11 protein-coding genes are annotated in these 14181 nt (G+C 64.8%); 5 read left to right on the top strand and 6 right to left on the bottom strand.

Going from position 1 to position 14181, the window contains the following annotated elements; translation table 11 throughout:
- The first annotated feature begins 36 nt into the window (after nt 1–36).
- The gene (locus ACWKV7_RS02970) at nt 37–4899 is read left to right on the top strand and encodes an NAD-glutamate dehydrogenase (RefSeq protein ID WP_483856137.1); all 4863 of its coding nucleotides are present in this window, start codon (nt 37–39) and stop codon (nt 4897–4899) included.
- Nucleotides 4900–5008: 109 nt separating this feature from the next.
- On the opposite strand, the gene ACWKV7_RS02965 is transcribed toward ACWKV7_RS02970, so the two are convergent.
- Both ACWKV7_RS02965 and ACWKV7_RS02960 read right to left on the bottom strand, forming a co-directional pair.
- Nucleotides 5009–5275 carry a hypothetical protein gene (locus ACWKV7_RS02965; RefSeq protein ID WP_483856136.1) on the bottom strand — a complete coding sequence of 89 codons (267 nt, stop codon included), beginning with the start codon at nt 5273–5275 and terminating at the stop codon, nt 5009–5011.
- Entirely contained in the window at nt 5272–5490 is a 219-nt protein-coding gene (locus tag ACWKV7_RS02960; RefSeq protein WP_483856135.1) for a DNA-binding protein, read from the bottom strand. The genes ACWKV7_RS02965 and ACWKV7_RS02960 overlap by 4 nt, the downstream gene beginning before the upstream one ends.
- 128 nt (nt 5491–5618) lie before the next feature.
- Between ACWKV7_RS02960 and ACWKV7_RS02955 the strand changes: the two genes are divergently transcribed.
- Entirely contained in the window at nt 5619–6026 is a 408-nt protein-coding gene (locus ACWKV7_RS02955; RefSeq protein ID WP_483856134.1) for a helix-turn-helix domain-containing protein, read from the top strand.
- 50 nt (nt 6027–6076) lie between these two features.
- Here ACWKV7_RS02955 and ACWKV7_RS02950 read toward each other — a convergent pair whose 3' ends face one another.
- Nucleotides 6077–6949: a DUF6685 family protein gene (locus tag ACWKV7_RS02950; protein WP_483856133.1), complete on the bottom strand. Its 873-nt coding sequence runs from the start codon at nt 6947–6949 to the stop codon at nt 6077–6079.
- A gap of 150 nt (nt 6950–7099) precedes the next feature.
- Here ACWKV7_RS02950 and ACWKV7_RS02945 point away from each other — a divergent pair, with 150 nt between their 5' ends.
- Together ACWKV7_RS02945 and ACWKV7_RS02940 are read left to right on the top strand one after the other, a co-directional pair.
- Nucleotides 7100–7321 carry a DUF2835 domain-containing protein gene (locus ACWKV7_RS02945; protein WP_483856132.1) on the top strand — a complete coding sequence of 74 codons (222 nt, stop codon included), beginning with the start codon at nt 7100–7102 and terminating at the stop codon, nt 7319–7321.
- A gap of 85 nt (nt 7322–7406) precedes the next feature.
- A complete protein-coding gene (locus ACWKV7_RS02940; RefSeq protein WP_483856131.1) occupies nt 7407–8432 on the top strand; it encodes a quinone-dependent dihydroorotate dehydrogenase in 1026 nt (341 codons plus the stop codon).
- Nucleotides 8433–8547: 115 nt separating this feature from the next.
- On the opposite strand, the gene rmf is transcribed toward ACWKV7_RS02940, so the two are convergent.
- Nucleotides 8548–8763 (bottom strand): ribosome modulation factor, encoded by a 216-nt coding sequence (rmf, locus tag ACWKV7_RS02935; protein WP_483856130.1) that lies wholly within the window; start codon nt 8761–8763, stop codon nt 8548–8550.
- A 467-nt stretch (nt 8764–9230) separates the two neighbouring features.
- Between rmf and rlmKL the strand changes: the two genes are divergently transcribed.
- Nucleotides 9231–11423: a bifunctional 23S rRNA (guanine(2069)-N(7))-methyltransferase RlmK/23S rRNA (guanine(2445)-N(2))-methyltransferase RlmL gene (gene rlmKL / locus ACWKV7_RS02930; protein WP_483856129.1), complete on the top strand. Its 2193-nt coding sequence runs from the start codon at nt 9231–9233 to the stop codon at nt 11421–11423.
- A 105-nt stretch (nt 11424–11528) separates the two neighbouring features.
- On the opposite strand, the gene dacB is transcribed toward rlmKL, so the two are convergent.
- The gene (gene dacB / locus ACWKV7_RS02925) at nt 11529–12995 is read right to left on the bottom strand and encodes a D-alanyl-D-alanine carboxypeptidase/D-alanyl-D-alanine endopeptidase (RefSeq protein ID WP_483856128.1); all 1467 of its coding nucleotides are present in this window, start codon (nt 12993–12995) and stop codon (nt 11529–11531) included.
- Nucleotides 12996–13128: 133 nt separating this feature from the next.
- Nucleotides 13129–14181: an FUSC family protein gene (locus ACWKV7_RS02920; protein WP_483856127.1), complete on the bottom strand. Its 1053-nt coding sequence runs from the start codon at nt 14179–14181 to the stop codon at nt 13129–13131.

Here is a 14181-nt window from a genome sequence, read left to right as displayed (position 1 = left end):
TTTGCCTCGAATAACAAGCCAAGCGGAGCACAACTCATGGCGTTCTTTACGGCGGCCAGCAAAGCCGACTTTCAGCAACAACTGCAAGCGGCCCTGGCGCAGCACGTCAGTGAACAGGCACTACCCCAGATCAGTCTGTTCGCCGAGCAATTCTTCGGCATCATCGCCCTCGACGAACTGACCCAACGCCGGCTTTCCGATCTGGTCGGCTCGACCCTGTCGGCCTGGCGCCTGCTGGAACGCTTCGACTCCGCCCAGCCCGAGGTGCGCGTCTTCAACCCCGACTACGAAAAGCACGGCTGGCAATCCACCCATACCGCCATCGAAGTGCTGCATCGCGACCTGCCGTTTCTGGTCGACTCGGTGCGCATGGAACTGAACCGCCGCGGCTATAACATTCATACGCTGCAGAACAGCGTGCTGCCGGTGCGCCGCAGCGCCTCCGGCGAATTGCAGGAGCTGTTGCCCAAGGGCAGCAAGGGCAAGGACGTACAGCTCGAGGCCCTGATATTCCTGGAGATCGACCGCTGCGCCGACCAGGCCGAACTGCGCCGGCTGGAAGCCGCACTGCTCGAAGTGCTCGAAGAAGTGCGCCTGGCGGTGTGCGACTTCGAACCGATGAAGGCCAAGGCCCAGGAGCTGCTGAGCTGGCTGGACAAGGCCAAGCTCAAGGTGGACGGGGCGGAGCTGGCGGAGATCAAGGTCTTCCTGTCCTGGCTGATGGACAACCACTTCACCTTCCTTGGCTACGAGGAATTCACCGTCGCCAGCGATGCCGGCGGCGACTGCATCGTGTATGACGAGAAGTCCCTGCTCGGCCTGTCCAAGCGCCTGCGCACCGGGCTGTCCAACGAGGAGCTGCGCATCGAGCCGGAAGCCGTGAGCTACCTGCGCGAGCCGCTGCTGCTGTCCTTCGCCAAGGCCTCGGTGCCGAGCCGCGTACATCGTCCCGCCTACCCGGATTTCGTTTCCATCCGCGAGCTGGACAGCAAGGGCAAGGTGGTCAAGGAGTGCCGCTTCATGGGGCTGTACACCTCCACGGTGTATACCGAGAGCGTGCACCACATCCCCTACATTCGCCGCAAGGTCGCCGAGATCACCCAGCGCTCCGGCTTCGACAACAGCGCTCACCTGGGCAAGGAACTGGCCCAGGTGCTCGAGGTGCTGCCGCGCGACGACCTGTTCCAGACCTCGGTGGATGAACTGTTCAATACCGCCATCGCCATCGTGCAGATCCAGGAACGCAACAAGCTGCGGTTGTTCCTGCGCACCGACCCCTATGGACGTTTCGCCTACTGCCTGGCCTATGTGCCGCGCGATGTCTACTCCACCGAGATTCGCCTGAAGATCCAACAGGTTCTGATGGAGCGCCTGCAGGCCAGCGACTGCGAGTTCTGGACTTACTTCTCCGAGTCGGTGCTGGCCCGCGTGCAGTTCATCCTGCGTATCGATCCGAAGAACCGCGTGCAGATCGACCCGGTGCGACTGGAAAAGGAAGTCATCCAGGCCTGCCGTTCCTGGAAGGACGACTACGCCAGCCTGGTGGTCGAGAGCCTGGGCGAGGCCAAGGGCACCGTGGTGCTCAGCGAGTTCCCCGATGGCTTCCCGGCCGGCTACCGCGAGCGCTTCGCGCCGCATTCGGCGGTGGTGGACATGCAGCATCTGCTCAGCCTGTCCGACCAGCATCCGCTGGTGATGAGCTTCTACCAGCCGCTGGCCCAGGCCGAGAAACAGTTGCACTGCAAGCTCTACCACGCCGATACGCCGCTGCCGCTGTCCGACGTGCTGCCGATCCTGGAAAACCTCGGCCTGCGCGTGCTCGGCGAATTCCCCTACCGCATGCGCCATCGCAGCGGTCGCGAGTACTGGATCCATGACTTCGCCTTCACTTATGCCGAAGGCCTGGACATAGACCTGCACGAACTGAACGACACCCTGCAGGACGCCTTCATCCACATCAGCAACGGCGCGGCGGAAAACGATGCGTTCAACCGCCTGGTGCTGACCGCCGGCCTGGCCTGGCGCGACGTGGCGCTGCTGCGTGCCTACGCCCGCTACATGAAGCAGATTCGCCTGGGCTTCGACCACGGCTACATCGCCAATACGCTGATCAACCACGTGGACATCGCCCGCGAACTGGTGCGGCTGTTCAAGACCCGTTTCTACCTGGCGCGCAAGCTGTCCGCCGACGACCTGGAAGACAAGCAGCAGAAGCTCGAGCAGGCCATCGTCGCTGCGCTGGACGACGTTGCGGTGCTCAACGAAGACCGCATCCTGCGCCGCTACCTCGACCTGATCAAAGCGACCCTGCGCACCAACTTCTACCAGCCGGCGGCCGACGGCAAGGCCAAGGACTACTTCAGCTTCAAGTTCAACCCACGGGCGATCCCGGAGATGCCGCGCCCGGTTCCCAAGTTCGAAATCTTCGTCTACTCGCCGCGCGTCGAGGGTGTGCATCTGCGTGGTGGCAAGGTGGCGCGTGGCGGTCTGCGCTGGTCCGATCGCGAGGAAGACTTCCGCACCGAAGTGCTCGGCCTGGTCAAGGCCCAGCAGGTGAAGAACGCGGTGATCGTGCCGGTCGGCGCCAAGGGCGGTTTCGTGCCGCGCCGCCTGCCGACAGGTGGCAGCCGCGACGATATCCAGGCCGAGGCCATCGCCTGCTACCGCATCTTCATTTCCGGTCTGCTGGACATCACCGACAACCTGAAGGAAGGCGAGGTGGTGCCGCCGGCGGGCGTGGTTCGCCATGACGAGGACGATCCTTACCTGGTGGTCGCTGCCGACAAGGGCACTGCGACCTTCTCCGACATCGCCAACGGCATCGCCGCCGAGTATGGCTTCTGGTTGGGCGATGCCTTCGCCTCCGGCGGTTCGGCCGGTTACGACCACAAGGCCATGGGCATCACCGCCAAGGGCGGCTGGGTGTCGGTGCAGCGCCACTTCCGCGAGCGCGGCGTCAACGTGCAGGAAGACCCGACCACGGTCATCGGCATCGGCGACATGGCCGGCGACGTGTTCGGCAACGGCCTGCTGCTCTCCGACAAGCTGCAGCTGGTGGCGGCCTTCAATCATCTGCACATCTTCATCGATCCGAACCCGGACCCGGCCAAGAGCTATGCCGAGCGTCAGCGCCTGTTCAACCTGCCGCGCTCGTCCTGGGCCGATTACGACGCCAGCCTGATCTCCGCCGGCGGCGGGGTGTTCCTGCGCAGCGCCAAGAGCATCGCCATCAGCAAGGAAATGAAGGCGCGCTTCGACATCAGCGCCGATAAACTGACCCCCACCGAGCTGCTCAATGCCCTGCTCAAGGCGCCGGTCGACCTGCTGTGGAACGGCGGCATCGGTACCTACGTGAAGGCCAGTTCGGAAAGCCATGCCGACATCGGCGACAAGGCCAACGATGCGCTGCGGGTCAACGGCAACGAGCTGCGCGCCAAGGTGGTGGGCGAGGGCGGTAACCTCGGCATGAGCCAGCTCGGCCGCGTCGAGTACGGCCTCAACGGCGGCGCCAGCAACACCGACTTCATCGACAATGCCGGTGGCGTGGACTGCTCCGACCATGAAGTCAACATCAAGATCCTGCTCAACGAAGTGGTGCAGGCCGGCGACATGACCGAGAAACAGCGCAACAAGTTGCTGGCGGAAATGACCGACGCGGTCGGCAACCTGGTGCTCGGCAACAACTACAAGCAGACCCAGGCGCTGTCCCTGGCGCAGCGTCGCGCTCGTGAGCGCATGGCCGAATACCGCCGCCTGATGAACGATCTGGAGGCCCGCGGCAAACTGGACCGCGCACTGGAATTCCTGCCCAGCGACGAGCAATTGCTGGAGCGCGCGGCCAACGGCCAGGGCCTGACCCGTGCCGAGCTGTCGGTACTGATCTCCTACAGCAAGATCGATCTCAAGGAAGCCCTGCTCAAGTCCCAGGTACCGGACGACGACTACCTCGCTCGCGAGATGGAGACTGCCTTCCCGCCGCTGCTCACCGAAAAGTTCGGCGAGGCGATGCGGCGCCATCGCCTGAAGCGCGAGATCGTCAGCACCCAGATCGCCAACGACCTGGTCAACCATATGGGCATCACCTTCGTGCAGCGCCTGAAGGAGTCCACCGGTATGAGTCCGGCCAACGTCGCCGGGGCCTATGTCATCGTGCGCGACCTGTTCCGCCTGCCGCACTGGTGGCAGCAGATCGAGGCGCTGGACTACAAGGTGCCGGCCGAACTGCAGCTGCAGCTGATGGACGAGTTGATGCGCCTGGGCCGCCGAGCCACCCGCTGGTTCCTGCGCAGCCGCCGCAACGAGCTGGACGCGGCGCGCGACGTCGGCCACTTTGCACCGCGTATCGCCGACCTCACCGGTCGCCTGGACGAGCTGCTCGAAGGCCCGGCCCGCGAGCAGTGGCTGGCGCGCTTCCAGGCCTATGTCGAAGCGGGTGTGCCGGAAGAGCTGGCCCGCGTCGTCGCTGGCACCAGCCACCTGTACACCCTGCTGCCGATCATCGAAGCGGCCGACGTCACCGCCCAGGAGCCGGCCGAGGTGGCTTCCGCCTACTTCATCGTCGGCGGCGCGCTGGAGCTGACCTGGTACCTGCAGCAGATCACCAACCTGCCGGTGGAAAACAACTGGCAGGCCCTGGCGCGCGAAGCCTTCCGTGACGACCTGGACTGGCAGCAGCGCGGCATCGTCGTCTCGGTTCTGCAGATGACCGACGGCCCAGCGGAAATCGAGGCGCGGGTGGAATACTGGCTGGAACAGCACCGCCCGCTGGTGGAGCGCTGGCGCGCCATGCTCGCCGAACTGCGCGCGGCGACCGGTACCGACTATGCCATGTACGCGGTCGCCAACCGCGAGCTGCTCGATCTGGCCCAGAGCGGCCAGCATGGTGTCTGCATCCCCTGATTCATCTGCGTCGTGTTTTACCCTCCTCAGCCCCGCCTCGTGCGGGGCTTTTTTTGCCTGCGGGGAGGGGCCGCATCCAGCGGAACGTCGGCGAACCTGCGAAGGACGGTCAGCCGTTCTCCGCCACGCGTTGCGGACGGAAGCGGCGGTGGTGCTCAGGCAGCCAGCGGTAGTAGAAGTGGAACTCGAAGAGCGCGGCATGGGTGCACGTGCAGAGCATGACCGAATCGCTATGGGGCTGGGCTTGGAAGCGGATATAGCCGAGGTCCGCGAGGGTGGCGAAGGCTTCGCGTTCCTCGGCATTCATCTGTACCGATTTGCCGCGTGCCAGATCGACCGCATGGCGACAGAGTTGTGAAAGGCAGACTTGAGTCATTCCTTGGCTCTCGGTTGGTTCAGCTGGGTTTCCAGGGTCCGCAGATCGACCAGCAGTTGCTCTCCGATTCGGCGGACAGGGAGTTCGCCTGCGTCGATCCAGCGCATCAGGCGCTGATGGTCGTCGCCCAGGCCGGTCAGTTCCGCGAAGCGTTGCAGGCCTATGTAGCGCGGGTAGCCAATGAATTGCTCGGAGTCGAGTTCTTCCACTTTCATTGAGCTTCCTGCACCATGAGCGCCACTTTCTCTGGCTGACGAACAGCAGAGATCCATGAATGCCATTTTTAGTTACTAATATTTAGTAAGTCAATGCTTTCAGTCGTTCCGCCTGGGATAGCACCGCCATGATCAAGAAGCGCTTTCTCTTCAGCGCGGGCGAGCGTCTGCGCGGTTTGCGCGAGTTGACCGGGCTAAGCCGGCCGGCGTTTGCGGAAGTCGTCGGGATGTCGCCCAAGCGCCTGGAGAACATCGAAAACGGTTGGCAGCGCATGCACGACGAGGACTTTCAGAAGGTCTGCAGTGTCTTCGAGGATTTCAGTCGCTGGATCACCTATGAGGGGCCCATCGACCGCAAGCCGCTGGAACTGAAGGTCGCCGACTCGGCGCAGAAGGCGGCGGTCTATCTGGTCAAGCGCCATCCCGAGCTGCTCGAAGGCAGCGGGTTGAGCTTCGAGGAGTGGCAGCGTCGCCACCAGGATGTGCTGGCCGAACTGCAGGTTACCGACGCCGAGCCGGACCCGGCAGCAGAGTAGGGCAAGGCCACGGCCAGAGGGCTGCTACCCGTCGGTGGGAGACCTTGCAGTCAGCCCAGGTTCTTCAGGTAGGTCACCACGTCCGGGGCGCCGGCCAGGCGCAGGCCTTCGCCGAGTGCGGTGGCCTCAGGGCTGTCTTTCGGCAGCAGCAGAAACTCGGGAGCGCCCTGGGTTCGCAACAGCGAGAGGCGCGCGTAGGGAATGCCGTTCTCCAGCAGGAGGCCCATGAAGCTCGGATCGCTCCAGGCCTCTCCCGGCATCGCCAGCACGTGGTATTGCGCCTGCAGCTCGGCAAGGCCGCTGCCGCTCAGGCGATACACCGTGAGGTCGGCTGGCAGGGTCGCCTCCAGACCGCGGCGGCGGGCATAGGCCACGGCGCAGGCGAATGCCTCGATATTCTGTTCCCCGGCCCAGAATAGCCGTTCGCCATGCCAGGTCGCCTGGCGCAGGTGGATCTGCTCACCGGCGAGAAAGCGTGGCAGCGCCATACTGATGGCGCGCACGAAATCCTTGTAGCTGATGATGCGCACGCTGCGGCAACGCTGCGTGGCGGCATAGTCTTCCAGGGCCTTGAATGGTTGCTCGTCGGCGTTGCTGCCGGAGATGCCATCGACCAGGCGCAGATCGCAGGAACTGATCGGGTGATGCTGTTGCTCGATCACCCGGACCAGCACCGCGTGGGCCCGGGCCTTGTCTTCCTGTACCGGACCGGATAGCGCGCCGCGAGGTAGGTCAACCAGGCGATGCAGGGGTGGATCGGTCTGCCACCAGATGCTGTCGACCGGGGCGGCCAGTGGCTGGAACGGCAACTGCAGGTGGCTGGCGCGCTCGAGTACCTGGCGTGGCGCACGGCCAACCAGGCCCAGGCGCTGGGCGAGGGCGGCGAGACGAGAGGTCAGCGTTGTTTGCTCGGGCAGACTCATGGCCGGCTCGCAACTCCTAAGGCATGTTTGCCAGTTTGGCAGACCGATGTCCGCCGCGCACGGTCTTTGCGCAAACGGCAAAGCCGCCTGGCAGAGGCGTGGGGAGCCGATTGTGGCAGAATTTCGCTGTACATTCGCGAGGAAGCCTCCATGCCCAGCTTGGTGCTGGATATTGCCTTATCCGCAGAGCAACTGCTCGCGGTTTATCAGGGTCGCGCCAATCGAGTCCTGCTGCGTAGCCGCGACGGCCGTCGTGTCAGTTTGCCAGCTCATCATTTGCGACCCTTTCTGACCCACGAAGGCGTTTTCGGTTCCTTCGAGCTGAAGTTTAGTGCCGAAGGGGAATTGCTCAGCCTGCATCGCCTGGGCTGAATGGCCCATTCGCCTCGCTGACGAGCCGGCGCGGGGCTATAATCGCCGGCTTGTCTATCTGCCTACGAGCGAGCTAAGCCTGCCCATGTATAACCTGGCCCGCGAGCTGTTGTTCAAGCTATCCCCGGAAACGTCCCACGAACTGTCCATCGACCTCATCGGCGCAGGTGGCCGGCTGGGCCTCAATGGCCTGCTGCACAAGGCCCCGGCGAGCCTGCCGGTTTCGGTAATGGGGCTGCAGTTTCCCAACCCGGTGGGGCTTGCCGCCGGCCTGGACAAGAACGGCGACGCCATCGACGGCTTCGCCCAGCTCGGCTTTGGCTTCATCGAGATCGGTACCGTGACCCCGCGGGCCCAGCCCGGCAACGCCAAGCCGCGCCTGTTCCGCTTGCCGGAGGCGGAGGCGATCATCAATCGCATGGGCTTCAACAACCACGGCGTCGACCACTTGGTGGAGCGGGTCAAGGCGGCCAGGTTCAAGGGCGTACTCGGCATCAACATCGGCAAGAACGTCGATACTCCGGTCGAGCGCGCGGTGGACGACTACCTGCTGTGCCTGGACAAGGCCTACGCCCACGCCAGCTATGTCACGGTGAACCTCAGTTCGCCGAATACTCCCGGTCTGCGCAGCCTGCAGTTCGGCGATTCGCTCAAGCAACTGCTCGAGGCCTTGCGCCTGCGCCGCGAAGACCTCGCCGAGCAGCACGGCAAGCGCGTGCCGCTGGCCATCAAGATCGCCCCGGACATGAGCGACGAAGAAATTGTATTGGTGGCCGCGGCGCTGATGGAGGCGGGCATGGATGCGGTAATCGCCACCAACACCACCCTGGGGCGAGAGGGCGTCGAAGGCATGCGCCATGCCGACGAGGCCGGTGGCCTGTCGGGTGCGCCCGTGCGCGAGAAGAGCACGCATACCGTGCGAGTGCTGGCGGCGGAACTGGCCGGGCGCTTGCCGATCATTGCGGTGGGCGGTATCACCGAGGGGCGCCACGCGGCTGAGAAGATCGCCGCCGGGGCCAGCCTGGTGCAGCTCTATTCGGGTTTCATCTATAAGGGCCCGACGCTGATCCGCGAGTCGGTGGATGCGATAGCGGGACTTGCCGGCAAGTAAGAGAGGCCGGCATCGGATGGGGGGCTGGGTAATGAAAAGGGCTCCTTCAAGGAGCCCTTGGGCTAGTGCCCGCCGCCCGGATGGGGCGTGCCTGACGAAGTCGGGGTGATCCTGTTCAGCCGACGGCGTGAAGTTCGTTGAGTCGATGGATACCGGCGGTGCCGGTCAGACCATCCCAGTTATCGCCGCGGCCTTCGCGCCAGCCATTGATCCAGGCTTGGCGAACGGAGGGATGGGTAAAAGGACAGAGGTCGCGGGACTTGCCATGAATGCCGTGCTGATAACCGCGCAAAAAAGCTCGTTCCATCGGATCACGCTTAAGTCTTCTCATAGGGTGGTGCCCTCACTTGTTGACTGTTATGTCCTGTAGGCCTCTGGAGGCCAGGCAGAAACTACTGCCGGTGGAGCCCGTTGCCGGCGTGACGGGCTCCTGCCCACCGCCGTTGCTGCGATGGACTACGTTGATTTCTATCCAATGCCCGACGGCATGGGAATGATCGTTTTGTAATAAGGATTTAACGATTTTCTGGTTGAGACCATAAGGCGCGGAGCGGAAATTCCATGCCTGGCCGTCAACCCCCCGCCATACGGGCCCCCTGGACGCTTTTCGATTGCCCTGGCATTGCGAATGCATCGCGATTGCGTAGAGGAATTAAATCCGACGAAGGGGGTCATTGCGGCGTTTTGTCACAGAATTGTCCTGAATGAACAGGACCGAGAATTCCAGGGGGCCTTTTGCCACCCTTCATTGCCGCGCCGATGGCGGGTGCGGTACTCAACGAATACACGAGAATGCCCATGTCGGACCGTTATGAATTCGTGCTCACCTGCCCCAAGGGGCTCGAGGGCCTGCTCGCCGAAGAAGCGAAGGGCCTCGGCCTGGAGGAGGTGCGCGAGCAGACCTCGGCGGTGCGTGGCTGCGCCGAACTGGAAACCGCTTACCGCCTGTGCCTCTGGTCGCGCCTGGCCAACCGCGTGCTGCTGGTGCTCAAGCGCTTTCCGATGAGCAATGCCGAAGCGCTTTACGACGGTGTACACGCTGTCGACTGGCGGGAGCATCTGGAACCCACCGGCAGCCTGGCAGTGGAATTCAGCGGTCATGGTTCCGGCATCGACAACAGTCATTTCGGTGCGCTGAAGGTGAAGGACGCCATCGTCGATCGCCTGCGCAATGCCCAGGGTGAGCGGCCGAGCATCGACAAGGTCAACCCGGACCTGCGCGTTCACTTGCGCCTGGACAAAGGCGAGGCGGTGCTGTCGCTCGACCTCTCCGGACACAGCCTGCACCAGCGTGGCTACCGCCTGCAGCAGGGCGCCGCGCCCTTGAAGGAAAACCTCGCCGCCGCGCTGCTGATCCGCAGCGGCTGGCCGCGCATTGCCGCCGCTGGCGGCGCGCTGGCCGACCCCATGTGCGGCGTCGGCACCTTCCTGGTGGAGGCGGCGATGATGGCAGCGGACATCGCACCGAATCTCAAGCGCGAAACCTGGGGCTTTTCCAACTGGCTGGGGCATGTGCCGGCGCTCTGGAAGAAACTGCACGGCGAGGCGCAGGCGCGCGCGGCTGCCGGCCTGAGCAAGCAGCCGCTGTGGATTCGCGGCTACGAGGCCGACCCCCGGCTGATCCAGCCGGCACGCAACAACATCGAGCGCGCCGGGCTAGCCGATTGGGTGAAGATCTACCAGGGCGAAGTGGCCACCTTCGAACCGCGCCCGGACCAGAACCAGACCGGCCTGGTGATCTGTAACCCCCCCTACGGCGAGCGCCTCGGCGACGAGGCGAGCCTGCTCTATCTCTACCAGAATCTTGGTGAGCGTCTGCGCCAGGCGTGCCTGAACTGGGAGGCGGCGGTCTTCACCGGCGCACCGGAGCTGGGTAAGCGCATGGGCATTCGCAGCCACAAGCAATATGCCTTCTGGAACGGTGCGCTGCCGTGCAAGCTGCTGCTGTTCAAGGTGCTGCCGGCCCAGTTCGTCACCGGCGAGCGGCGCCAGGGCCAGGACGATCGCCCCCGCACCGAGCGGGAGCCGGCACAGGCCATGGCGCCCGCGCGGTTGTCCGAGGGTGGGCAGATGTTCGCCAATCGCTTGCAGAAGAACTTCAAGCAACTCGGCAAGTGGGCGCGGCGCGACGGCATCGAGTGCTATCGCCTGTACGATGCCGACATGCCGGAATACGCCCTGGCGATCGACCTCTACCGCGATTGGGTACATGTGCAGGAGTACGCACCGCCGCGCTCGATCGATCCGGAAAAGGCACAGACCCGCCTGCTCGATGCCTTGGCGGCGATCCCTGCGGCCCTCGACGTCGACCCCGGCAAGGTGGTGGTCAAGCGCCGCGAGCGGCAGACCGGCACCAAGCAGTACGAGCGCCAGGCGGCGAAGGGGGAGTTCCTCGAAGTCAGCGAAGGCGGGGTGAAGCTGTTGGTGAATCTCACCGACTATCTCGATACCGGCCTGTTTCTCGACCACCGCCCGATGCGCCTGCGCCTCCAGCGCGAAGCGGCCGGCAAGCGCTTCCTCAACCTGTTCTGCTACACCGCCACGGCCACCGTGCATGCGGCCAAGGGCGGGGCCCGCAGCACCACCAGTGTCGACCTGTCGAAGACCTACCTGGACTGGGCGCGGCGCAACCTGCTGCTCAACGGCTTCTCCGACAAGCAGCGTCTGGAACAGGGCGATGTGATGAGCTGGCTGGCGGCCGACCACGGGGAATACGACCTGATCTTCATCGACCCGCCGACCTTCTCCAACTCCAAGCGCATGGAAGGCGTGTTCGATGTGCAGCGCGATCACGTGGCGCTGCTGGATGCCGCCATGGCCCGCCTGGCGGCCCACGGCGTGCTGTATTTCTCCAACAACTTCCGCAAGTTCCAGCTGGACCAGAGCCTGGCTGAACGCTATGCGGTGGAAGAAATCAGCGCCGATACCCTGGACCCGGATTTCGCCCGCAACCCGAAAATCCACCGCGTCTGGCGGCTGGCTGCGCGCTGAGGCGACTGGCAGCGCGAGGGTTCGCGGGTGTGGCCCGCTCCTGTTGTCGAGAAAGGTCCGCCCGGAGGAATAGGCAGAAGGCGGGGGCGGTGAGCCCCCTTCCGGTTACCGCTGGGCGGTATTGCTGGTCTGCTTGGGTTGGCGATAGAGGTCCACCAGCACCTGGTCGAGAATCGACGAGGCGCCCCAGGGGCGCGGGTGGTTGAGAATCGCCACCACTGCCCAGGTGTTGCCATTCACGTCGCGGCTGTAGCCGGCGATGGCGCGCACGTTGTTGAGGGTGCCGGTCTTGATGTGCGCCTCGCCGACCAATGCGGAGCGGCGCAGGCGCTTGCGCATGGTGCCGTCCATTGCCACCAGCGGCATCGACGAGATGTATTCCGCGGCGTAGGGGCTTTGCCAGGCAGCCTTGAGCAGGCTGGCCAGTTCGTGGGCGCTGACGCGCTCCTGGCGAGAGAGGCCGGACCCGTTTTCCATCACCAGGTTCGGTGCGGTGATGCCCTTGCGTGCCATCCACTGGCGGATTACGCGCTGCGCGGCCATGGCATCGTCGCGGTCGACCGGGTCGCGAAATTGAGCGCCGATGCTGAGGAACAGCTGCTGGGCCATGGTGTTGTTGCTGTACTTGTTGATGTCGCGAATGATCTCCACCAGGTCCGGCGAGAAGGCGCGGGCCAGCAGACGGGCATTCTGCGGTACGGTGTCGACGCGGTCCTTGCCCTTGATGCTGCCGCCCAGTTCCTGCCAGATGGCGCGCACGGCACCGGCAGCGTAGGTCTGGTGGTCGAGCAGCGACAGGTAGGTCTGCGAGCTGCAGCCCTCGGCCAGCTTGCCGCTGACGATCACAGTGACGCCGTCGAATTCCTTCACCGGGCTGTAGCGCACATCGGGCCAACCGGGGCACTTGGCCGCCGGCAGGGCCTTCACACGGTTGTCCACGCGCACGCTGGCGATGGGGGGTTCTACCGCGATGCTGACCTTGCCGCCTTCGCTGCGGGCAACGAAACGCAAGGCCTTGAGGTTCACCAGGAGGGCGTCGGGCTTGACCAGGAACGGCTTGTTGGAGTCGCCGCCATCGTCGTCGAACGCCGGCAGTTGCGGCTGGTTGAAGTGGCTGCGGTCGAGCACCAGGTCGCCATTGACCTGGCGCACGCCATTGGCCCGCAGGTCGCGCAGCAACAGCCAGAGCTTCTCCATGTTCAGCTTGGGATCGCCGCCGCCCTTCAGGTACAGGTTGCCTTGCAGCACGCCGTCCTTCAGCGGACCGTCGGTATAGAACTCGGTCTTCCACTGATAGGTGGGGCCGAGCAGTTCGAGCGCGGCGTAGGTGGTGATCAGCTTCATCGTCGAAGCCGGGTTGACCGGGACGTTGGAATTGATATCGGTCGGGGTACCAGGGCCGTTCAGCGGCAGCATCACCACCGACAGCGCATCGCGTTCCAGCTTGTTGGCTTTCAGGGCCTGCTGGACATTGCTGGGCAGGCTGGAATTCACCGCTTGAGCGGCGCCGACGGGAAGGGCGAAGGGTAGCAGCAGGCCGGCGAGGGCGAGTGAGCGGAACGTGGTGATCATGGGCAGCGCCCCTCCAGACAAGGGCGAGAAAATAAGAGCATGGCAGATTCCCATAGCGACTCGGGAAGTGGTTCACAGTATGCAGCAAGCGTAGCCCGCTTGCGCCCCCGTTCGACGGACGCGCGCGGCGGATTCAACGTTGCTGCGGCTGCTCACGGGCACCGGCGAGGCGTCGGGCGAGCAGATGACGCAGCCCCTTCAGCAGCAGTGCCGCCAGCAGCGCCAGCGCGGCTCCCAGCAGGACATTGAGCAGGCGAACCTGGAGCTGCTGCCAGTCGGTCGCCAGGCTTTCCGCCAGCAACACCAGGCAGAAGCTGGTTTGCAGCAGGAACAGCCCGTAGCGGCGGAACTGGAATGCCCGGCACAGCACGATCAGCGGCAGCAGCAGCGCCACCAGCAGCGGCGGGCTTTGCAGGCCGTGGCCGATGGCCGCCAGCACCACCGCGGCTCCCAGCGCCAGCAGGCAGGCCTGCAGGGTGCGCAGCACGCTGCCGCGGAATTCCAGATGCAGGGCGGCGAGCACTGTCAGGGTCAGCCAATAGCCGCGCGGCAGGGTGGACATGTTCACCAGCATGCCGGCCGGAGCGAGAGCCAGCACGCACCCCAGGGCATGCAGGCGCCATTGCCGGCGCGGCAGCCGCCTGGCATGGCGCCGCAGCACCTTGAACAGCCGCACCAGGCGCGGCATGTGCGGCCAGGTGCGCAGGCCATGCATGCCGCGCAGAACGAACGCCAGCAGGCAGACCCAGAGCCCGCCCAGGGCGAACAGCATGGCCACCGCGCTGGCATTGCTCAGGTTGTCGCTGCCGAATTGCCCCTGGCCAAGGCACAGGCACAGCGCCAGGCCGGCGCCGAGCTTGCCGGCTTCGCTGCCCAGGCGCTGCAGCCAGGCCAGCAGCAAGGCGAAGGCGGCGAACGACAGCAGGCTGATCAAGGGATCGGTGGCAGCCCAGAAGCCGATTCCGGCGCAGCAAGCGCCAAGGCTGGTGAGCAGCAGCATGCGCAGCATGCCGGCACGGTGCAGCGGATTGACCTGGGCGGCCTGGAAGGCGCCCACCGAGGCCCAGAGGAAGCCCGGGTGGCCGCTGATCAGGCCCAGCGACAGCGGCAGGGCGCAACCGAGACCGGCGATCGCTGCCGGCCCCCAGTTCGCCGGGCCGGCATGCCACCTGTTCGGCCGTGTCAT

This window comes from Zestomonas ipomoeae (genome assembly GCF_057128665.1).
Note: the sequence above shows the minus strand (reverse complement) of the source record. Positions and strands in the feature narration are given on the sequence as shown.